This is a genomic window from Micromonospora yangpuensis (genome assembly GCF_900091615.1).
In the GTDB taxonomy this organism is placed as follows: domain Bacteria; phylum Actinomycetota; class Actinomycetes; order Mycobacteriales; family Micromonosporaceae; genus Micromonospora; species Micromonospora yangpuensis.
This window is the reverse complement of record NZ_FMIA01000002.1, coordinates 2,826,399-2,846,590: the sequence shown is the minus strand read 5'-3', so window position 1 is coordinate 2,846,590 and position 20,192 is coordinate 2,826,399. Positions and strand designations below refer to the sequence as shown.

Annotated in this window: 17 protein-coding genes and 2 pseudogenes; 4 read left to right on the top strand and 15 right to left on the bottom strand. The window is 68.9% G+C overall.

The genetic code is table 11. The annotated features are described in order from the left end of the window. Window positions 1-5: 5 nt before the first annotated feature. The 11 genes and pseudogenes from GA0070617_RS12990 to GA0070617_RS12945 all read right to left on the bottom strand — a co-directional run. The gene (locus tag GA0070617_RS12990) at window positions 6-1,367 is read right to left on the bottom strand and encodes an aminotransferase class III-fold pyridoxal phosphate-dependent enzyme (protein ID WP_091436931.1); all 1,362 of its coding nucleotides are present in this window, start codon (window positions 1,365-1,367) and stop codon (window positions 6-8) included. A gap of 30 nt (window positions 1,368-1,397) precedes the next feature. Next, on the bottom strand, window positions 1,398-1,961 hold the full coding sequence (locus GA0070617_RS12985) for an amino acid synthesis family protein (RefSeq protein WP_217628795.1): 564 nt from the start codon (window positions 1,959-1,961) through the stop codon (window positions 1,398-1,400). A gap of 129 nt (window positions 1,962-2,090) precedes the next feature. Continuing rightward, window positions 2,091-2,960: a nitrilase family protein gene (locus GA0070617_RS12980; protein ID WP_091436930.1), complete on the bottom strand. Its 870-nt coding sequence runs from the start codon at window positions 2,958-2,960 to the stop codon at window positions 2,091-2,093. Continuing rightward, window positions 2,954-4,438, bottom strand: a complete 1,485-nt coding sequence (locus GA0070617_RS12975) for an NAD-dependent succinate-semialdehyde dehydrogenase (RefSeq protein WP_091436928.1) — start codon at window positions 4,436-4,438, stop codon at window positions 2,954-2,956. The genes GA0070617_RS12980 and GA0070617_RS12975 overlap by 7 nt, the downstream gene beginning before the upstream one ends. A 58-nt stretch (window positions 4,439-4,496) precedes the next feature. Continuing rightward, complete coding sequence (locus GA0070617_RS12970) at window positions 4,497-5,288, bottom strand: IclR family transcriptional regulator (protein WP_175440512.1); 792 nt, start codon at window positions 5,286-5,288, stop codon at window positions 4,497-4,499. A 112-nt stretch (window positions 5,289-5,400) separates the two neighbouring features. Then, the gene (locus GA0070617_RS12965; protein ID WP_217628794.1) at window positions 5,401-6,579 is read right to left on the bottom strand and encodes an ABC transporter substrate-binding protein; all 1,179 of its coding nucleotides are present in this window, start codon (window positions 6,577-6,579) and stop codon (window positions 5,401-5,403) included. 19 nt (window positions 6,580-6,598) lie between these two features. Beyond that, window positions 6,599-7,420 carry an ABC transporter permease gene (locus tag GA0070617_RS12960; RefSeq protein WP_091436923.1) on the bottom strand — a complete coding sequence of 274 codons (822 nt, stop codon included), beginning with the start codon at window positions 7,418-7,420 and terminating at the stop codon, window positions 6,599-6,601. Beyond that, window positions 7,417-8,193, bottom strand: a complete 777-nt coding sequence (locus GA0070617_RS12955) for an ABC transporter ATP-binding protein (RefSeq protein ID WP_373868379.1) — start codon at window positions 8,191-8,193, stop codon at window positions 7,417-7,419. Before GA0070617_RS12955 ends, GA0070617_RS12960 begins: the two co-directional genes overlap by 4 nt. A 53-nt stretch (window positions 8,194-8,246) precedes the next feature. After that, a complete protein-coding gene (locus GA0070617_RS12950) occupies window positions 8,247-9,203 on the bottom strand; it encodes an ABC transporter permease (RefSeq protein WP_091436919.1) in 957 nt (318 codons plus the stop codon). Window positions 9,204-9,702: 499 nt separating this feature from the next. Further along, on the bottom strand, window positions 9,703-9,960 hold the full coding sequence (locus GA0070617_RS30540) for a hypothetical protein (RefSeq protein WP_175440380.1): 258 nt from the start codon (window positions 9,958-9,960) through the stop codon (window positions 9,703-9,705). Beyond that, window positions 9,940-10,801, bottom strand: a pseudogene (locus GA0070617_RS12945) (Mu transposase domain-containing protein); the annotation flags it as partial. The pseudogene GA0070617_RS12945 and the gene GA0070617_RS30540, both read right to left, overlap by 21 nt. An 83-nt stretch (window positions 10,802-10,884) precedes the next feature. On the opposite strand from GA0070617_RS12945, the gene GA0070617_RS12940 reads away from it, so the two are divergent. Further along, window positions 10,885-11,409, top strand: a complete 525-nt coding sequence (locus GA0070617_RS12940) for a YfbM family protein (RefSeq protein ID WP_091436917.1) — start codon at window positions 10,885-10,887, stop codon at window positions 11,407-11,409. Here GA0070617_RS12940 and GA0070617_RS12935 read toward each other — a convergent pair. Beyond that, window positions 11,406-12,320, bottom strand: coding sequence for an IS5 family transposase (locus GA0070617_RS12935; RefSeq protein WP_091436915.1), 915 nt, complete (start codon window positions 12,318-12,320; stop codon window positions 11,406-11,408). The two genes, GA0070617_RS12940 and GA0070617_RS12935, sit on opposite strands and share 4 nt — an antisense overlap. Before the next feature lie 551 nt (window positions 12,321-12,871). Then, window positions 12,872-13,507 carry a class IV adenylate cyclase gene (locus GA0070617_RS12930; RefSeq protein WP_229688661.1) on the bottom strand — a complete coding sequence of 212 codons (636 nt, stop codon included), beginning with the start codon at window positions 13,505-13,507 and terminating at the stop codon, window positions 12,872-12,874. A gap of 608 nt (window positions 13,508-14,115) precedes the next feature. Between GA0070617_RS12930 and GA0070617_RS12920 the strand changes: the two genes are divergently transcribed. Together GA0070617_RS12920 and GA0070617_RS12915 are read left to right on the top strand one after the other, a co-directional pair. After that, complete coding sequence (locus GA0070617_RS12920; protein ID WP_091436913.1) at window positions 14,116-14,721, top strand: AAA family ATPase; 606 nt, start codon at window positions 14,116-14,118, stop codon at window positions 14,719-14,721. Between the two features lie 378 nt (window positions 14,722-15,099). Continuing rightward, window positions 15,100-15,354, top strand: a pseudogene (locus GA0070617_RS12915) (DUF4291 family protein); the annotation flags it as partial. Window positions 15,355-15,366: 12 nt separating this feature from the next. Here the strand turns inward: GA0070617_RS12915 and GA0070617_RS12910 are convergent. After that, window positions 15,367-16,482 (bottom strand): McrC family protein, encoded by a 1,116-nt coding sequence (locus GA0070617_RS12910; RefSeq protein WP_175440511.1) that lies wholly within the window; start codon window positions 16,480-16,482, stop codon window positions 15,367-15,369. A gap of 76 nt (window positions 16,483-16,558) precedes the next feature. Next, entirely contained in the window at window positions 16,559-19,363 is a 2,805-nt protein-coding gene (locus GA0070617_RS31040) for an McrB family protein (protein ID WP_217628793.1), read from the bottom strand. 387 nt (window positions 19,364-19,750) lie between these two features. Here GA0070617_RS31040 and GA0070617_RS12900 point away from each other — a divergent pair, with 387 nt between their 5' ends. Further along, window positions 19,751-20,191 carry a hypothetical protein gene (locus GA0070617_RS12900; RefSeq protein WP_139135643.1) on the top strand — a complete coding sequence of 147 codons (441 nt, stop codon included), beginning with the start codon at window positions 19,751-19,753 and terminating at the stop codon, window positions 20,189-20,191. Window position 20,192 lies beyond the last annotated feature (1 nt).

The window sequence follows — 20,192 nt, the reverse complement described above, 5'->3', positions numbered from 1 at the left end:
GTCGCTCAGTTCTGGTAGTGCTCGTCGGCGAGGTCGAGCACCTCGTCGAGGACGCCGAGCGCCAGGTCGATCTCGTCGGCGGTGATGACCAGTGGTGGGGTCAGCCGCAGGACGTTGAAGTTGGCGGTCAGGTAGACGCCCCGCTGCATCGCGGCCTTGAGCAGCCGGCCGACCGGTGCGGCGGCCGGACCCTTGGCGTTGAAGGGCACGAGCGGTTCCCGGGTGTCGCGGTCGCGGACCAGCTCCACGCCGTAGAACAGCCCCCGGCCCCGGATCTCGCCGATGCTCGGGTGTCTCTGGGCCAGCGTGGCCAGACCGGCGCCGAGCCGCTCCCCCATCGTCCGGGCGTTCTCCACCACGCCCTCGTCCTGCATGATCCGCAGCGACGCCACGCCGGAGGCGCAGGCGAGCGGGTGCCCGGCGTACGTCAGGCCGCCCCAGAACATGTTGTCGCGCAGCCACTCGGAGATCCGGGTGGAGACGGTCATCGCGCCGAGCGGCACGTACCCGGAGTTCAGGCCCTTGGCGGTGGTGAGGATGTCCGGCACGACGTCCCAGTGGTCGCAGGCGAACCACTCCCCGGTACGCCCGAATCCCGCCATCACCTCGTCGAAGATGAGCAGGATGCCGTACTTGTCGCAGACCTCCCGCAGCGAGCGCAGGTAGCCGTCCGGCGGGTAGAGCAGCCCGTTCGTGCCGGTGACCGGCTCGACGATCACGGCGGCGACGGTCTCCGGGTTCTCGTAGCGGAGGATCTCCTCCAGGTGCGGGCCGCCGGAGCAGACCGGGCACGGGTCGGGGTGCCCGGCCGGGCAGCGGTAGGTGTACGGGTCGAGCATCCGCACCACGCCGCTCATCCCCGGCTCGGCCGCCCACCGGCGCGGGTCGCCGGTCAGCGACATCGCGCCCGCCGTGGCGCCGTGGTACGAGCGGTACCGGGCGATGACCTTCTGTCGGCCGGTGACGTGCCGGGCCAGTCGGACGGCGTTCTCGTTGGCCGCCGCGCCGCCGGTGGTGAAGAAGGTCATCTTGAGGTCACCGGGGGTGATCCCGGCCATCATCTCGGCCAGTTCCGCCCGGGACCGCTCGGCGAAGCCGGGTCCGATGTAGCAGAGCTGTTCGGCCTGGGCGCGGATCGCCTCGACCAGTCGGGGGTGCTGGTGACCCAGGTTCAGGTTGACCAGTTGGGACTGGAAGTCGAGGTACCGGCGGCCGTCGTAGTCCCAGAACCACGAACCGGATCCGCCGGCCACGGGGATGGGGTCGAGCTTGCCCTGCACCGACCAGGAGTGGATGACGTACTCCTTGTCGGTCTCCTTGAGCCGCTGGCTGGTCCAGGTGGTGGTGTCGGTGTCGGTGATGGTCATCGGCTGGCTCCGTCCCGTCGCGCGCTCAGGTCAGTTGCTCTTGAGCTCGGCGCCGAAGGCGGCGAGGCGGGCCAGCGGGCGTCCGGTGTTCGACGCGGCGCAGACCACGAGGATCTCCCGGGGCCGGGGCACGTCGGCCACCTGGAGGGTCACCGTCTGGTGGTGGGACCGGGTCTTGGAGTCCAGCTTGTGCTTGAGCGGGATGTCGATCGGGCTGCCGGGCAGGCCGACCTTCTCGGCGGCGGGGAGCAGTTCGGTGCCGCCGGCCGCGGTGCGGAAGACGTTGCCGAAGCGCAGGTTGTGGATCAGCGCCGAGCCGTGCTCGACCTCGCCGTCGATGCCGACGAGCGCGGCCTTGCCGAACGCCTCGACCTCGGCGCCGAGCAGTTCCACGCAGGCGGGGCCGACCAGTTCGCCGATCTCCTGGCCGATCTCGTCGGCCAGGGTGACCAGGTCCTGCACGTACTCGCCGGGGTAGGGGTTCTCGATGACCACGCCGGCGAAGGCGACCCGGTGCACCGGCTGCACCGCTCTGCCGTTCTCCAGCCGCGTCTCTTCGAGGTGACGGATCAGCTTGCGAACCCGGATGCTCACGATCACTCCTTAGTGGTTCACTGGATGAACCATTGGTTCATATACTGGCGTTGCTGCGGGTGCGAGTCAATAGCTCCGAGGGACGTATCCGGCTATCCGGCGAGGTTCATCTCTCGCCGTCCGCCCAGGTCAGGGCCGCGACGAGAACGCTGTGGGCACGGCCGGTCCGTCGGTCACGTACAGATCGGTCCGCCGGTCGGCGAGCGGTTGGTTGAACGGGTTGTGCCGCCGGTGCGCCCGCGTACCGATCAGGTCCACCTCGGCCAGCACCAGTTCCTCGCGGTCCCCGCTGGCCGGGCCGGCGATCGGCCAGCCGTCCGGTCCGACCAGGACGGACCGGCCGACGAAGGGTTGGCCGCGTTCCGCCCCGATCCGGCTGATCCCGGCCACGTAGCACTGGTTGGAGTGCGCCCCGGTCATGCACATCAGGTTCGCCATCGCCGGCGTCCCGGTCGGCTGCCCCGGCACCGGCACCCAGTTCGACGGCAGCACCACCAGGTCGGCGCCCTGCAGCGCGGCGCTGCGGAACGTCTCGGGGAACCAGGCGTCGTAACAGATCCCGATGCCGATCCGACCCAGTGGCGTGTCGAACACCGGGAAGCCGTCGTCGTTGCGGTCGTAGATCTCCTTCTCGTCGTTCCAGAGGTGGGCCTTGCGGAACGTGCCGAGAAGGCCGGTCGGACCGAGCAGCACCGCCGAGTTGAAGACCGCGTCGCCGTCCCGCTCGGTCACCCCACCCACGATCCACACGTCCAGTTCGGCGGCGAGCCGCGCCCACGCGGTGACCGTCGGCCCGTCCGACACCGGCTGGGCGTACCGGGCGGCCTCCGCCCGGTCGGCGAAGACGTACCCCGCCGAGGCCGCCTCGGGCAGCACCACGAGTCGGGCACCCCGGTCGGCCGCCGCCCGGATCCAGGCCGACGTGCTGGCGACGTTCGCCGCGACGTCACCGAAGACCGGGGCCATCTGCACCCCGGCGAGCAGGAAGCGGGTCACCATGGCGCCCGCACCGCCGCGTACTTGACGGTGAGGTACTCGTCGATGCCGACCGTCCCGCCCTCACGTCCCAGACCGGACTGCTTGACGCCGCCGAACGGGGCCGCCGGGTTGGAGATGACGCCCTGGTTGAGCCCCACCATCCCGCTCTCCAGCCGCTCGGTCACCCGCAGACCACGGCCCAGGTTCTCGGTGAAGACGTACGCGGCCAGGCCGTACTCGGAGGCGTTGGCGAGGCCGACCGCCTCGTCCTCGTCGTCGAAGGCCACCACCGGGGCGACCGGGCCGAAGATCTCCTCACGGACGCACCGGGCATCGTCCGGCACACCGGAGAGCACGGTAGGCGCGAAGAAGTGTCCCGCTCCCCCGACCGGCCCGCCACCGGTGACGACCGCCGCACCGGCCTGTGTGGCGTCGGTGACCAGCTCGGCGACCGAGGTCACCGCGACGCCGTCGATCAGCGGCCCCACGTCGGTCGACGGGTCCAGCCCGTGCCCGACCCGCAGCCCACCCAGCCGCTCGGCGAGCGCCTCGACGAAGTGCGGCGCCACCGAGCGGTGCACGTAGAACCGGTTCGCGGCGGTGCACGCCTCACCCACGTTACGCATCTTGGCCTGGACCGCCCCCTCGACGGCCAGATCGAGGTCGGCGTCGGCGAAGACCAGGAACGGCGCGTTCCCGCCCAGTTCCATCGAGGTCCGCAGCACCCGGTCGGCGGACTGGGCCAGCAGGGTCCGGCCGACCGGAGTCGAACCGGTGAACGACAGCTTGCGCAGCCGCTCGTCGGTGAGCAGGGCCGAGGTGACCCGCCCGGACTGCGAGGTGGTGATCACGTTGACCACGCCCCGGGGCAGGCCGGCCTCCTCCAGGATCCCCACCAGCGCCAGCATGGACAGCGGGGTCTGCTTGGCCGGCTTGACCACGACGGTGCACCCGGCTGCCAGGGCGGGACCGATCTTGCGGGTGCCCATCGCCATCGGAAAGTTCCACGGGGTCACCAGCAGGCAGGGGCCGACCGGTTGGCGCATCACCACGACCCGCGAGTTGCCGCCCGGCGCCGGCAGGTAGCCACCGTCGATGCGGACCGCCTCCTCGGCGAACCAGCGCAGGAACTCGGCGGCGTAGCTCACCTCGGCCTGGGACTCGGCGAACGCCTTGCCCATCTCCAGGGTCATCATCCGGGCCAGGTCGTCACGGCGCTCGATGATCAGGTCGAACGCCCGGCGCAGCACCTCGCCCCGCTCCCGGGGCGCGGTCGCGGCCCACCCGGCCTGGGCCCGGGCGGCGGCGGCCAACGCGTCCCGCCCGTCCTCGACCGAGGCGTCCGCCACCTCGGCGACGGTCGTTCCGGTCGCCGGATCCTCCACGGGCAGGACGGCACCGTCCCGACCCGCGCGCCACTCGCCGTCGACGTACAGTCCCTTGGGGGTCCTGTCGACCACCGTCAGTGCCGCCGCCAACACCTCGGCTGGTACGGCCATTGTCTCCTCCTTCACCGCACACCTCGCCGTGGACGAGCCGGTGCGGTCGGCGGGTGCCCTAGCGTCTGGCGAAGGCACTCGGAATGTCGATGTCTGCGTTACTGAGCAGTTCGGTGAGCTGCCGGGCCGCCTTGATCACCGACTCCGCCATGGTGTCGATGCGCTCGCGGGTGATCCGGTACGTCGGCCCGCCGATCCAGACCGCGTACGGCGTGTTGCCGCGCAGCCGCACCGGCGCCGCGACCGACGCCGCCCCGACCTCCAGTTCGTCGTACGCGAAGGCGAACCCGCGCTCCCGGACCGCGTCCAACGAGGCCACGAAGGACTCCAGGTCGCCCACCTCCGGCGGGGCGTGCTCGGCGAACTCCTCGGTGAAGTCCTCCCACACCGACTCCGCGCTCAGCGCCGCCAGGAGCACCTTGCCGGTGGAGGTGGCCCAGACCGGCTGGGTACGGGGTACCGGTTTGAGCGTCTGCCCGATCAGCGACGGACCCGGCACCTGCGCCACGACCATCACCTGCGGCGGCAGCAGCACGTCGAAGCCAGCGGTCTCCCGGGTCTCCTCGGCGAGGTTGCGCAGCACCTCCCGCATGTGGCTGTAGGCGCCACCGCCGTCGAGCAGTCCCCCCACGATCGAGAGCAGACCGAGGGACACCCGGTAGCGGCGGGTGATCGGATCCAGGGTGAGCCAGCTCTCCCGCTCCAGCACCGTGAGCACGCGGTAGCAGGTGGCCTTGGGAATACCCGCCTCGCGGGCGACCTCGCTGAGCCCGACACCCTCCGGGTGCGCCGCCACGGCCCGCAGGAGCCAGATCGTACGTCGCACCAGGCCCGCCTCACTGGGCGCCATCGCTACCTCCATCAATCGCCGTCAGCCGTGGGATACGGCCCACATCTTGGCAGAAGCCACCGGCTGCGGCCGGGTGCCGAACGGCGGGAGCCGCCGGCACCCGGCCGCCCGCCTAGCTGCCGCCTTCCGTGATCGTCACGGTCTCCGGTGTGTAGGAGTTCCCGTTGGCGTCGAAGCCGTCGGCGCCGAGTTCGTCGTTGGCGCGCTTCGACAGGTCGGTGCGGAACGCGTCGGAGTCCGGCACGCCCTTGAGCACCCCGCCACCCATCGCGATCTTGATGGTCTGATCCCAGGCCGCCTGGTCCATCATTCCCACGCCGTTGGCGGCCGGCCAGATCAGCTTGTTGATCTCGTTGAGCATCCAGGTCTGGTGGCCCTTGCCCAGGGCGCTGCCGGCGTTGAGCACGATGTCCACGCAGCCGTCCAGTTCGTCGCGGCAGAAGCCCCAGCCCCGGTAGGACGCCTTGAGGAACTTCACCGCCGTGTCCTGGTTGACCTGCTCGTTGAGCCAGTCGCCCCGGGCGTAGACGCCGTCCTCCAGGCTGGTGTAGCCGGCGTCCTGGAGGTTGATCACGGAGAAGTCCGACGGCTGGTAGAGCTGGCCGGTGTCGGGGTTCTTGGTCTCCAGCAACTGGGCGTACTCGTTGTAGGTCTTGGCCTGGGCGGCGTCGACCTCCTTGCGCAGCAGCAGCGACATGTCGAAGGGCTGCTGGATGATCTCGGCGTCCTTGGTCGGGTCGACACCGGCGTCCTTCATCGCGGCGAACAGCACCAGCTCGTTGCCGTAGCCCCAGCTGCCGACCTTCTTGCCCTTCAGGTCGGTCAGCTCCTTGATGCCGGAGTCGGCCCAGGCGACCTGGAGGTACGCGCCGCGCTGGAACACCTGGCCGATGTTGACCAGGTCCGCGCCCTGTTCCCGGGTGACCATCGTCTTGGTGACGTGGCTGACCGCGAACTCGGCGTTGCCGGCGGAGAGCACCTGCTGGGGGACGATGTTGACGCCGCCCTCCTGGATGGTGACGTCGAGGCACTCCTCGGCGTAGTACCCCTTCTCCTTGGCCGCGTAGTAGCCGGCGAACTGGGCCTGGGCGACCCACTGGAGCACCACCCGGACCTTGGTGGTCGTCTCGCAGTTCTTGGCGGCCTCGGCCGCGGACTCGCTCGGGCCGTCGGACATGCCACCGCAGGCCGAGGCGGCGAGCAGGACGGCGGTGAGGGTGGCGGCGATCGTGATCGGGCGGTTCCTCCGCGAGGTCCGCCGTAGGTGCAGGGCCATATCTGACTCCAACATTTCGTGGGGATCCGGGCTCTCAGGAGTCGCTGTCGTGCAGGGACTCGTGCCAGGGCATCAGGAGGCGTTCCAGCAGGGACGTGGCACCGAACAGCAGCAGACCGAGGGCACTGGCCACGGCGATCCCCGCCCAGGCGAACTCGAAGCGGGGCAGGGCCGCCTGGTAGGCGATGTACACCCCGAGCGCGTTGCTCGGTCCACCGAAGTACTCGGTCACGATCACGCCGATCACGGCGAGCGTGCTGCCGAGTTTGAGCGCGTTGAACAGGTACGGCAACGCGTTGGGCAGCCGCAGCATGAGCGCCACCTGTCGGGGCTGTGCCGCGAGCGACTGCATGATCTCCAGGTGCAGGGGTGAGACCTGGAGGAGGCCCCTGGTGGTGTTGACCAGGACCGGAAAGAAGACCATCACCGCAGCCACGCCCGCCTTGGACATCGGGTTGGTGACCCCGAACCAGTTGTTGAAGATCGGCGCGAGAGCCACGATCGGGGCGCAGTTGATGATGACGGCGGCGGTCAGCACCGGGCCGGACACACCCGGGAAGCGGCTGAGCGCCAGCGACACCGTGACCCCGGCGACCGCGCCGAGGAAGAGGCCGAGGAGCACCGCCCGCACGGTGACCACCGAGGCCGACATGATCGTGCCGAACTCGGAGCGGAACGCGGACGAGATCTCCACCGGCGCCGGCACGATGAACGACGGGACGTCGAAGATCGTGACGACCAGTTGCCACGAGCCGAGGATCAGCACCGCGGTGAGCACGACCGGCAGGAACCGGCCGACGGCCGTCCGGAGCCCGGCGGCGGCCGGGGTCCGCCGCGCGAGAGGCGTGGTGCTCATCGGGCCGCCTGCTCGGCCGGGGCGCCGTGCAGCGCCGCGCGTACCTCGGTGACCTTGGCGAAGAACGCCTCGGTGGTCCGGGTCGCGGCGGTCCGTGGGTACGGCAGGTCGACGTCGATGCTGGCGGCGATGCGGCCGGGCCGGGCGGACATCACGACGATCCGCGAGGACAGGAAGACCGCCTCGGAGATGCTGTGCGTCACGAAGACGACGGTGGTCCGGGTGTCCGACCAGATCCGGAGCAGCTCGCCCTGGAGGCGTTCGCGGTTCATCTCGTCGAGCGCGCCCAGCGGCTCGTCCATGAACAGGATCTCCGGGTCCGCCGACAGCGCGCGGGCGATCGCCACCCGCTGCTGCATGCCACCGGAGAGCTGCCAGGGGAAGTGGCGGGAGAAGTCGGTGAGCCGGACCAGCTCCAGCATCTCGTGGGCCTTGGCCCGCCGGGTCGACCTGTCCACTCCGGCCACCTGCAACGGCAGTTCGACGTTGCGCTGCACGGTCCGCCACTCGAAGAGTCCGGCCTGCTGGAAGACCATCCCGTAGTCCCGGTCCAACCGGGACGCGGCCGGCGTCTTGCCGTTGAGCGACACCGTGCCGCTGGTGGGCTCGGTGAGGTCCGCCAGGATCCGCAGCAGCGTGCTCTTGCCGCAGCCGCTGGGACCCAGCAGGGACACGAACTCACCCCGCTCGATCGACAGGTCGATGTCCTCAAGCGCCGTCACCGTGCGGTCTCCGCCGGTGAACTGCTTGGTGACTCCTCGCACGGAAATGATCGCGGCCTCGGACATCAGCGTCTCTCCAGGTCTTGTGGAGGCGGAAGGGGTGGTCACCGGGTCTGCCGGTTCCGGAGCGCGATGCGCTCGATGAGTGCCAGGGACTGCACGAAGACGATGCCGGCCGCCGCCGCGACCAGGACGGCCGCGTACAACTTCTCGGGGCCGTTGGAGTAGTAGTAGGCGAAGGTGAGGATGGCCCGGCCGATGCCCCGGCCGGTGCCTGCGGAAAGCTCACCGACGATCGCGCCCACCACGCTCGCGGTCGCCGCGAGGCGCAGGCCGGCGAAGACGAAGGGCAGCGCCGCGGGCATCCGCAGCCACCCGAGTACCTGCCAACGGCCGGCACCGACGCTGCGCATGAACTCCAGTTGGACCTTCGGCGGCGACTTCAGACCGCGCAGGGTGTTGATGGTGACCGGGAAGAACGCGAGGTAGGCGGCGATGCCGGTGACCGCCACCCAGGGGGGTGCGCCGGCCTGGCCGCCCCAGATCACGATCATCGGTGCGATGGCCACCAGGGGGACCGTCTGCGACGCCACCAGCCAGGGCATCAGCCCCTTGCTCAGCGGCACCACGTTCAGGAAGAGGACGGCGAGCAGCAGACCGAGCGACGCGCCGGCCACCAGGCCGTAGAACGCCTCGCGCAGCGTCACGCTGGTCTCGCCGAGCAGATAGACGCCGAGTGTGGCCGCGTCGCCGCGCCGGGCCGGTTCGACGAGTGCGCCGAGGATCGTCCACACGTGCGGCATCGACAGGTCGTCGGTGGCGACGGGGAAGGCGATCCCAGTGCCGGGCACGACGTCGCCGACGGCCCGGCCCACCGCCTTGTAGCCCTCCCACAGGCCGGCGAGCGCTGCCACCACGAGGACGGCTCCGACGCCGTCGCGACCGCGTCTGCCCACGGCGGCCAGTCGGGCGTTTCGGCGGCGTGGTGTCGGTGGGTCCACCCGACCGGTGGGTCCGCCCTGGGCGGCCACCGCGGCGGTGGTCGTTCTTGTCGCGGTCATGCAGGCACTCTCCGAATCCCTCGGAAGCGTCGTCTGGCGTGGGATCCCCCGGCTTCCATCACCCCGGATCGGATCACTCAGTGAACTGGTGGTTCACCCTAGGAGCGTGAGCCAGGCCACGTCAACGGTTCTGAGCCGACCTCGGATCACGATTTACGACCTCGCAACCCACGCTCACCTGCGGATACCGCAATCCGGGCCCTCGCCCACCCACCGCCGCCACACTCCGCGACGCCTCCTGCACCACGCGTGCAGATGACCTCTCCGGCGCCGGACGCCGGGAGGTCATTGACGCTGCGGGCACCGTGACGTCGGCCCCGGACCGCACCCGGGCAGACCCGTACGCCGTCCGGGCACCCCGGCCCATCGTTCGGGTGGCGCCCCGTCCCCGGTTCCTCCCGGCGGGGCGGTCCGCACCGCGTCGGGCCCGACACCGTGCCCGCCGCCGGGCGTACCGGCCTGACCGCCGACCGGGAGGCGGCGGCCGGCGCGGCGAAGGTCACCGGGGCGTCGAACGCGGCCCGGCCGGCGGCCAGAACCAGGGCGGCCAGAACCAGAGGTTCAACAGCAGCCCGTACGTGTGGGCGGCGGCCAGCATCTGGAACGGCAGCCAGGCCCGACCCCGGGCGGTGAGCAGCGCATCCCCGCAGCCCGGGAGAACCTCACCACCCGCACCAACCGACTCGACCGCTACCGCGCAGCCCTCGACACCGGCGCAGACCCCGCAGTCGTCACCCGATGGATCGCCGACGGCCACCTCGACATCCAGGCCGAACAGGCGGTCGTAATCGGCCAGCTGGCGGTGCTCCACCTCGGTCGTGACTGCCCGCGCTGGCGCCTGCCGGGCCGCTGTCCGCAGATCGGCGGCGGCTTGGCGGTGAGCGGGATCGGTGATGCTCTGATGCTTTCGCCCAGCACCGGTCATGCCAGGCGACTTGGCGGTCCTCGCAGAACACCTGCACCCGGTCGGCGTCGGCGACGATGGTGACTCGTCGGCCCACCGCCGCCGGGTGCACCGAGTAGTCGTTGCTGTCCAACCGGACGTAATGATCCCGAGGCAGGCGGGTGGTCTGCCGCCAGCCAACCACCGGCGCGACCGGCGGCAGCGACAGCATCGCGGCCCGGTCGGCGTCCCACCGGTCCAGCGGGCGGCAGCCCCGCATCCGGTGTTGGCGGTGGTTCGCCCGCACCAGCCAGTCGGTGAGCTGGGCGTTGAAGTCCTGAGGTGAGGCGAAACGGCGTCCGGGCAGGAACGACGTCTCCAGATAGCCGTTGGCCCGCTCCACCAGGCCCTTCGATTCCGGATCCGCCGGCCGGCACCGGATCACCTTGATGCCGAGAGTGCCGCGGAAGGCGTTCATCGCCTCCGTCAGCTGCGGCCTGCCGGCCCGCCACTGCCCGACCGCGGACTCGTTGTCCCACACCAACGCCTTCGGCACCCGCCCCCAGCCGGAGATCAACGTCCAGTGCCCGCCCAGCAGATCCGTCGACCGCCGCGACGGGATCATCACCGCCGACAACCACCGCGAATACCCCGACACCATCACCGACCTACCGACCGCCCACGGGTTCTTGATCACTGGCGTTGCGGCAGGTCCGGATGCCGCCGACGGCTCGCCACGGTCGACGCGTCCTGGCAGGGAGAACTGTCGTAATCGATCCTTAGGCTGGCGGCGTGAGCATGAACGGCAACTGGCTGCGTGTCACCCCGGCCGAGCTGGAGCAGGCCAGAGCTGACCTCGCCTGGGCGTACGGGTTGGCCATGACGCATCGGGACGACGACTCCGACCGCTGGAGCGCCACCGACAAGGCATGGAACGGACTCGACTTCCTGCTCGACCGGCTTGGCGTCGACATCCCGCTGGTCCTGGGAGCGGAGGACTTCGTGGAACTGCCAGATGTCGAACCCGACAGCGACGAGATGTTCGACTTCCTGGACAACCTGGACGACGACTGGGGCTACGGGCCACCGTCCTATCTGACACCGACCCAGGTAACGGCCGCGGCCACGCAACTGGCCACGCTCACTAAAAGCGACCTCATCCACGACGTCGATCCGCAGGAGCTGAACCAGGCCGAGATCTACCCCGGGAACTGGGAAAGGCCTGGCACCCTCGCGTGGGTGACCCACTACCTGCCAGACGTCCGGAGCTTCTTCGCCGCAGCCGCCACCGATGGCGACGGAGTGATCTGCTGGCTTGACTAGGCCGTGTTTCGTAGTGCGCGGAGCCATTGGTTGATGGCGGCGATGGTGAGGGTGGCTTCGTAGCGCACGGCGAGTTTGTCGTATCTGGTGGCCATGGCGCGGTGGTGTTTGAGCTGGTTGATGCCGCACTCCACGGCGTGACGCAGGCGGTAGACCTCGGGGTCGAAGGCGGGTGGGCGTCCGCCTTTGGACCCTTTGGCCTTGCGGTGGGCGTCCTGGTCGGCCTTGCTCGGGATGCACGCTCGGATGCCCCGGGATCGTAGGTGGGCTCGGTTGGCTTTGGACGTGTACGCCTTGTCGGCCAGCACCATGTCGGGGCGGGTCCGGGGCCGGGCGCCACCGGCGCGGGGGACACGTAGTTTGGCCAGTACGGGGATGAACTGTGGGCTGTCGCCGTGTTGTCCGGCGGTCACCACCATGGCCATCAGTTTGCGGCCCTGCTCGCAGGCCAGATGGGTCTTGGTGGTCCAGCCGCCCCTTGACCGGCCGAGGCCGTGATCTGCCGGTTCGGCCTGCACACCACCGGGTGGCTCCTTCTGCGCCTGCCCGTCACGGCGGGCCCCATCGGCGTGCTGGTGGGCGCGGCTGATGGTCGAGTCCACGCTCACCGTCCAGCCGATCAACCCCGCCGCGTCCGCCAGGGCCTGCAACGAGGTGAGGATCTGCGCCCAGACGCCGTCGCGCTGCCAGCGCCGGAACCACCGGTACAAGGTCTGCCACGGCGGGTAGGACGCGGGCACGTCCCGCCATGGTGATCCGGTCCGGACCCGCCACCGGATCCCGTCGATGATCAGTCTCATGGTCCATCTGCGCGGCCGAGCATGACCCGTTCCCGCAGGCAGCAACGGCTCGAGGACCGCCCACTGCACGTCGGTCAGGTCATGTCGCCTCGCTGCCGCTACGCTCGGCACGAGGTCTCCGGTGTGAAGTTCCAGCTTGGTCGCTGAACCAACTACCGGAGACCTCTCCCATTAGCGACCACCGCCACGCCCCAACAACGCCGCCCTACGAAACACGGCCTAGGGCCCCCGGAGGAAACGACCGAGGCGATCCTGAAGTGGCTGTACCAGCTGGCTGCGGCCAAGCATTCCAACAGGACATCCGCTTCATGATCCACTAAGGCTCGCGGGTCGTAGTCGCTGGTCATGCCCCCGCGCTGCGGGGTTGGTGGCGGTGAGTTTGCTCGGGATCTGGGCGTGGATGGCGGGTAGGGCGTCAGTCCAGTCCGTCGGGGGAATGGTCCCCGTACCGGTGGCGGTACGACGCACGATGCGCAGGGTTGTGGTGAACTTGGTCCGGTCCGGACCGGGCCGATGTCGGCTTTGGCTGCGCGGGTGGTCAGCACGCTCATCGCGGAGTGGACCAGCAGCCAGGGCCAGATCTCCTGGTGTACGAGGAGCCGGGATCTCCTCGATGTCTCCCACGACGAGGCCAACGAGCACACCTGCGCTCTACGGCCGAGCTACCGGACGACTTGAGGCGGTCTAACGGGTTGACCACGAAGTTCACCGGGCCCGGCTCGTCCAGCCCTGATCAGCGAATCGTAGGTATCGGTGATGCGTTCCAGGGACACGCCCAGCGTGGCGGCGAACCGGTCGAGGTCGGCTTGGACCCGCTCGCCCTGCTCACCGGCGGCGACGATCTGCTCGATCTCCAGGAACGCCCCGAGGTCGTCCACCTCGTCGAGGCACAACGACATCGGTCCGAGCGCCGCCGTACGGCGGGACTTGCGGATGCGTACCGTCGGATAGAAGCCCATCTGCCGGAGCGCGGCGTCCATCTGCTGCCGGTCGGCCACCTCGGTCTCATGCTCGACACACGACAGCTCGTTGGCGACCGGCGTCTTGACCGTCAACAGATGCCGCCCCCGCTCGGTGCGCAGCCGGGCGAACGGAACCCCGATCTTCGACTGGCCGTACACCCACCCGACCCGAGCGTAGGCCTGATCGTCCTGCACCACCGGCGGCGACAGGACGGCACCACACGCCCCGAGAGCCTCCTCCACCGCGGGTAGGTCACCGATCCGGTACTTGACCTCCACCTCGCACGCGGGTGGCTCGGGAATGTCCGCCGTCAGGAGTGTGTCGATGCCCGTCACGTCGTCGCACCCTACGCCCGAGATCCACTGGGCAGGTTGTTGCCGCGCCGACAGCCGCGCGCCAAGGAGCCATCCCAATCTCGCGGCAGATGCCTCCGTCATCTCGCGCTCCGCGTTGCGAAGCGGAAACCATCTCACGCTTCCCGCTCACCGCCGCCGTGCCCGGTCGACCGCCCACCCGCTGACCCAGGCCGCAAGATCATGCACCCAGCGCTCGACGCTACGCTTCGACCTGGTGGACCACTTCGCGGCGTTCCTCGACGCGAAACCGTCCAGCACATCGACGTCGGTCGCGGACCAGTCGGAATCCCACAGCACCGTAGGCGCACATCCGCCGACAGCCCTCGTCGCCGCCACCTCGTAGCGCAACGACCGGACGCCCATGTCGCGGGAAGCCGCCTTCACGAAGACCCGACCAGAAACCCATGTCGAGCTGGCGGCCGGTGACCCCGCAACGCAGCCAGCGGGTGGACAATGTCGGCACCGTCGCGGACGGCCTTGCGGATGCAGGCACTGACTAACGCCACTATTCGTAGAGTCCCGAGCCCGCGGCCACGTTCCGGACGAGCCGTCGCGCTCAGCTGCGCCAATATCGCATAAGGATCGACATGGAACCACCCGACTCCACCGCACCGACGCTGGTGATCATCCGGGGTAACTCAGGAAGCGGGAAGACCACCACCGCACGCGAGGTACGCCGCCGCTACGGCCGGGGCGCCGCCCTCCTCGAACAGGACTACCTCCGCCGGATCATCCTGCGGGAACACGACAGCACCCACATCGACCCGGTCACCCCCACCTTCATCACCACGACCGCCCGCACCGCCCTCGACCTCGGCTACCACGTCATCCTCGAAGGCATCCTGCACACCGAACGCTACGCACCAGCCCTCCACCACCTCATCCACCACCACCCGGGCCCCACCGCCGTCTACTACCTCGACGTCTCCTACGACGAAACCCTCCGCCGACACGCCACCCGCACCGAACCCATCCCCGTCACCCCCGACCAGATGCGCCACTGGTACACCCACCTCGACCTCCTCGGCACCCCCGACGAGATCACCATCCCCGAACACCACACCCTCGACCAGACCGTCACCACGATCCTGCACACCAGCGGCCTCACCACCACCCCCGCCCACACACCCTGCCCACGACGCTGCCGACACTGCACCGCACCCGACCGGGCGGACAGCACCACCGCACCCTGAGACCAACCCACCGGTCCCGTCCGCGCGGCCTGCTCACCGCCGGCACGCCCGGAAGACAGCCCACCGGCCACTCCAGACCGCAAGATCATGTATCCATGGCTCGGTGCTCCGCTTCGACCGGACTGACCACTTCGAGGCGTTCCTCGACGCGAAACCGTCCAGCACATCGGCGTCGGTCGCGGACCAGGCGGAGAACCCGGCCAACCAGTCCTCCGCCTGCCGCGGGGTATGGCCGCCATCGATCAGCCACGGCACAAGCAGCGCGAGTTCACCCACGACGCCGCCTTGGTCGCGTACACCCAGTCCCCGATCCGCAGGCCGGCCTTCGACGCCGAATCTCAGTGGATCGGCCCGGCGTTGGTCGGTGAGGATCGGGTCGTGTCTGTTCCCGTGCGTCAGGTCCGCGCCCGCTACTCGGCCGACTCCATCACCGTCTACCAGGCGTACCCGCCGCAGATAGCGGTGCCGGCGGTGGCGACCGGGCGGTTCGTGGCCCCGTTCAAGCGGGAACGGATGACCTGGATCAAGCCGTCGTTCCTGTGGTTGATGTACCGCTGCGGCTGGGCCACCAAACCCGGACAGGAACACGTCCTGGCCGTCGAGATCACCCGGGACGGCTTCGAGTGGGCGCTTCCGTGTAGGCCGTCAGGCCAGCTTTCTGATCGACTCCGCGACCACGTCAAGCGCCTCGGCCACCATTTCAGGCGACCCACTCAGATCCATGGGATGGGTGTGCAGGCGCTGGTTGCCTCCGACCACTGTGATGACTCGGTCCGGAGCGAGGTCGGCACGGCAGTAAATGAGCATGCCGTGCGGTAGTCGCAGGGCCGTGGTGTAGGCCAGCAGCTGGTAATAGTCGCTGGTACGCGCTAGACCTCCCCCGGTCAGCTTGTACTTGACGTCCGCAACGAAAACGACCTCCGCGCCTCGTAGGAAGAGCAGGTCGGGGTTCATGGTGACGCGTGGCGAGACGCTCAGGGGAACGGGCAACTGCTCAAGGACCTCGATCGTGGGGTAGAGCCTTGCGCGTAACTCGTCCCCGATCCACTTCTCGAATAGCTTGTTCATGTCGACCAGGAAGCTCTGCGCTGTCAGTCCACCCGCGCCCTGGGTGAGGCCGAAGCTCTCAAGGACCAGCCGAGCAAGGGCAAGAGCCGGTTGGTAGTGCTCATTGAGCGGTGTGCGCCGGATCAGGTCACACTCGGTCAGCGCGACCGGTGAGTCACCCACTCCTTCAAGGCGCTGGAGCAGCTCACCCCCCATGCGACGAAGGACGGGGCCTACTGGCCACCGCACGACATGCCGAACGGCCGCCAGCAGGATCCGGTTCTCGGGGATATCCGCGGTGAAGTCGTCGAAGCGGCACGGCACTGGCCAGGAGTCCCACGGCCGTGCGGCCAACTGCTGGACGTCCAGGCGTCCACGGATCACTGGGAGTCGCTGGTCGACAGCACGGTAGCCGTGGACGAGACCACGGAGGGTCGCCCCGTTGATCGCCCGTAGTACCAGTTCCGCGACGCCTTCGACGAAGTCACTTCGGTCGTACGCCGCCGCGTCGGTTCCCCACTCGACCAGGCCTACGCCGGAGGTGAACATGGTCAGAACGGTCCGCAGGTCACGCACCTTGGGCAGGATCTGAATGGTCAGCCGAGGTAGAACTACGGCGCCCACCCAGGAGGTGGCCTGGAGGAAGTACGAACCGGGCTCGTCCGACGGGGTGAGTTCGAGGCGGCCGCCGGGGAGGCCGCGGAGCAGGGACACCTCCGCGACGTTGAGAGCTACGGGCCGCGGCAAGGTCTCGTACTCGCGAAGCCTCACTACGCCAGCGGCCCGGGATTCAGAAGGGAGACTCATCGGAATCGTCCGAGGCGGCATCCACGGCCGCGCTCCCCGAAGCGGAGGACGGCCCGTACGCGGCGTGCACCTTCGCCCAGGCGAACTGCTCCAGCTGGTCGGGCCGACCGTACAACTGGTCCTCGATGAAGGGGTAGACGTCGTAATCCCAGATGCGTGCGAGTCGCTCGCCGGTGAGGCCCTGTCTCATGAAGTGGCTGTGACCGATCTGCAGGTGCGGCCCTTTCAGGAGGACCCGGAGCCGCTCGTTTACCTGATCCACCAGTCCGGCGACCCACACCGGCTCCCCGTTCTTCTTCAACCAGTCGGCGAGCAGCGACCGCATCGCTCCCTCGTGCGGCATGAACGGGATGAAATGGAACCGTCGACGCAGGGCCGCATCCACCATCGCGATCGACCTGTCAGCGGTGTTCATGGTGCCGATGAAGAAGAGATTGCGCGGCAGCTCGAATGGTTCGTCGGGCCGATAGGCGGTACGTACGGCCTTGTTCCGGTATTCCAGCAGGAACAGCAGTTCGCCGAGGACACGCGGCAGGTTGGCCCGATTAATCTCGTCAATGATCAGGTAGTGCGGCACGCCGGGGTTGCTCTCGGCCTTCTCTGCCATCAGCGCAAGCGGCCCGGAGCGAAGCTCGTAGGTCAGCTGCCCCCGTTCATCGGTGCGTGGCCGGTAGCCCTCGAAGAAGTCCTCGTACGAGGTGGACGGATGGAATTGGACGAGCATCCGCCTTTCCGGGTCCTGCTGCAAGGCGCCGGCGAGCCGGTCCGCCAGGTAGGTCTTGCCGGTGCCCGGAGGGCCGTAGAAAATGAGTTGTCCCTTCTCGTGGAGCAGTTCAGCAAGCTCGCGCAGGAACGGTTCAGGCAAGAGGAGATCCTGCGCGGTCCGGGCGATGTGGTCCTCCTCCTCGACCGGCTCCACGACGTCGTGGTTGAGCATCCAGTAGGCGAACTGGCCCTGCCCCCAGGGATCGCCGGGCAGCAACTGCTCAAGGGTTGCCCGCAGCCGATCGTTCGCCTCGACGTGCTGCTGACCGCGGCTCAGCGCGCCGTCCGGCTCCGTAAGCCCGAACCGGCGAAGCATGGCGATCTTTCCCATTGGACCCGTCAGCGGGAAGATCGGCAGGAAGCGCCGGGGATCGGTGACGGCGAACAGCTTCAGCAGCACGCTCTCGCCCAGCCCTTTCGTGCCGAGGTCTTTCCAATCCAGGCCTCGGTCGATGCGGGTGGCGACCTCCCCGTCACCGAAGAGGATCTCACGCAGTTTGTTGGCGAAGGCGTCGAGGGCGACCGAGTCCATGCCCGAAAGGCTTGCGTTGAGTACCGACTGGGGACCCGGGTTGCCGTAGCGCTTGCCGTTGACGAGTAGCCGGAACTGGTCCAAGTCAAAGATGGTCAGGTTCTCGGGTGAGAGGGCCTCAGCGAACTGCTGTCGCTGTTCGGCATGCCACTCGTCCTTGTCGTTCGGGTAAGGGCGCTCAGCCTTGAATCTGGCAAGCGCCGCCGCCAGATCCTCCCCCTCGGGGGTCGTCGCCGGCACGGCCTCTCCCTGGCCGGCGACCAGCCTCACCAGAGGCTTGAGCCGACCCACCTCCTCGAGTATCGCGTCCCTCAGGTCACCGCCCCGGGGAACCTCGGACCAGGGCCACCACTTCCCCACGAACGTGCTTCCACCCGGATCGGCGTCGACCGGAACGAGCCGGTCTCCGGTGAGGTGGAGCCGGATCTCGAAGAACCGGTGACCGGAGGGGAGCGGACCCGTGGCAAGCGCTGCACCGGCGCCCGGGTTCCGCCAGTCATACAGGCCGACCGCAAGCCCCGACCGCGTGGCCCACAGCCGTAGGCCGGCCGCAGACACCGCCCCGGGCAGCGACCAGGTGGCGTAGGCGTCTGCGCGATACGCAGCCCCCTTGTCCGAGGCGATCCGGTCCTGCGGTTGCGAGGTCTCCAGCTCGAGTCCCGTGGCGGCCCGTAAGTCCGCCAGAAGCCCCTTGGCGGCGATGTGCAGCTCACCCTTGAGTTGGGCGGCGAGAGCGGCTGCCCGACTCGAACGTTCCTCGTCCGGATAGCGCGCGCCCACCTCGTAGGTGGCCATGATGCCGGCAGCCTCGTCGCACATCGCCCGCACGGCGGGGTTGACTCCCACGAACCCCTGGCGCTCGGATAGGAACCACATCAATCGCTCGAACCGGTGGACATCGTCGGGATAGAACGTGCGTGCCGCTTCAACCACCGCTAGGTAGCGGTCGGCGTTCTCCCACGTCCGCAGCCAACCCAGCGCCCACATCCGCTCCGGCGCGCTCTTCCACATCACCGGCCAGCCCGGCTGCACATCGTCCGTCGACCAGAAGACCGACAAGACGTACGGGATTCGCCCGACGGCCGGTTGCCCCTTGCTCGCCAGGTCTCGGGTCACCCGCTCGACCTCGGCGAACCGGGAGCGCGCCTCATCCACGGTGGCCGGCGTGGTGAAGGCGCGGACCAGCACGTTCAGCGCCTCGGGGTCATCGGGCAGGTTGTTGGCGACCTGGTTGAGCCACATCTGACCGAAACCCGAGAAGGCGTTGTACGGACCCTCCTGGCGCGACCACTTATCCGAGCCTGCCCGGAACGCCGCGAAATCCCGGCTGGCGATGAGCTCCGAAACCAGATAGCGGGCCTCGGCATCTCGGGTGGGCCGCAGCGCATCCGCCTTGGCCCAGCGCTGCTTCACTTCCTCGTCGAGGTCCACGGCCGCCTCGATCTGATCGAGCTTGCGCCGCCACCGGGGCAGGTCGTCGGGATGGATCACCAAAGTTCACTCGTCCTTGTCATCGGCTCCATGCCGCAACCACGGCACACGAGAGCATCCCACGATCGTTCCGCCAGCTAACAGACGAAACGGTTGCGTCCACGGGAGTGGTGTACGACTTGCCCGTGTTGGGCGTGTTGCGTAGATGAGAGACGGCCATCGCGTCGATCCGTCAAGACGACCAAGTCAGAGAAGGAGATGAGGACGCGATGGCCGCTTCAGAGAGTGTGAACCCGCTCGAACTCCGCCCCTGACGTCCGGAGGTCATACCCGGAGCGCCCCGGACCACGCGGGCGGCTACGCAATTCCCACCGATGCGAGGCCGAACGCCGGTGACGGATGGTCTCCCTGTCTGCCCACAGATGATCGAGCAAACGGGAGAGTTCCATGACAGCCCACACTGAGGTCGCCGTAGAAGCGCCGGCCGCGGCGCCGCCTCGCTGGCAGGATCGGACCGGCCGCATCCTGATGGCGATCACGGCAGCCGCCACCCTGGTGCCGTTCGTCGACGGCGTCTACCGCCTCGGCGGCCTCTCCGACGACCTGATCCTGACCGAGTACTGGCGCACCTGCGCCTACATCGTCTTCGCCGGAATGTGGGCCATGCTGGCCCTCGCACCCCGAAAGCAACGCGGCATGTGGGAACTCCTGCTCATCCACAAGATCGCGGTCACCATCCAGGCCGCCTTCATCCTCGACGTCCCGAACGCACTCCTGACCCTGATCGCCGACGGGCTCGTCTCGACGACCACCATCGCCGGCTACCTGCTGTGCCGTGGCTGGCACACCTGGCACCGCGGGGCGCTGGGACCCAACGACAACCGCTGAC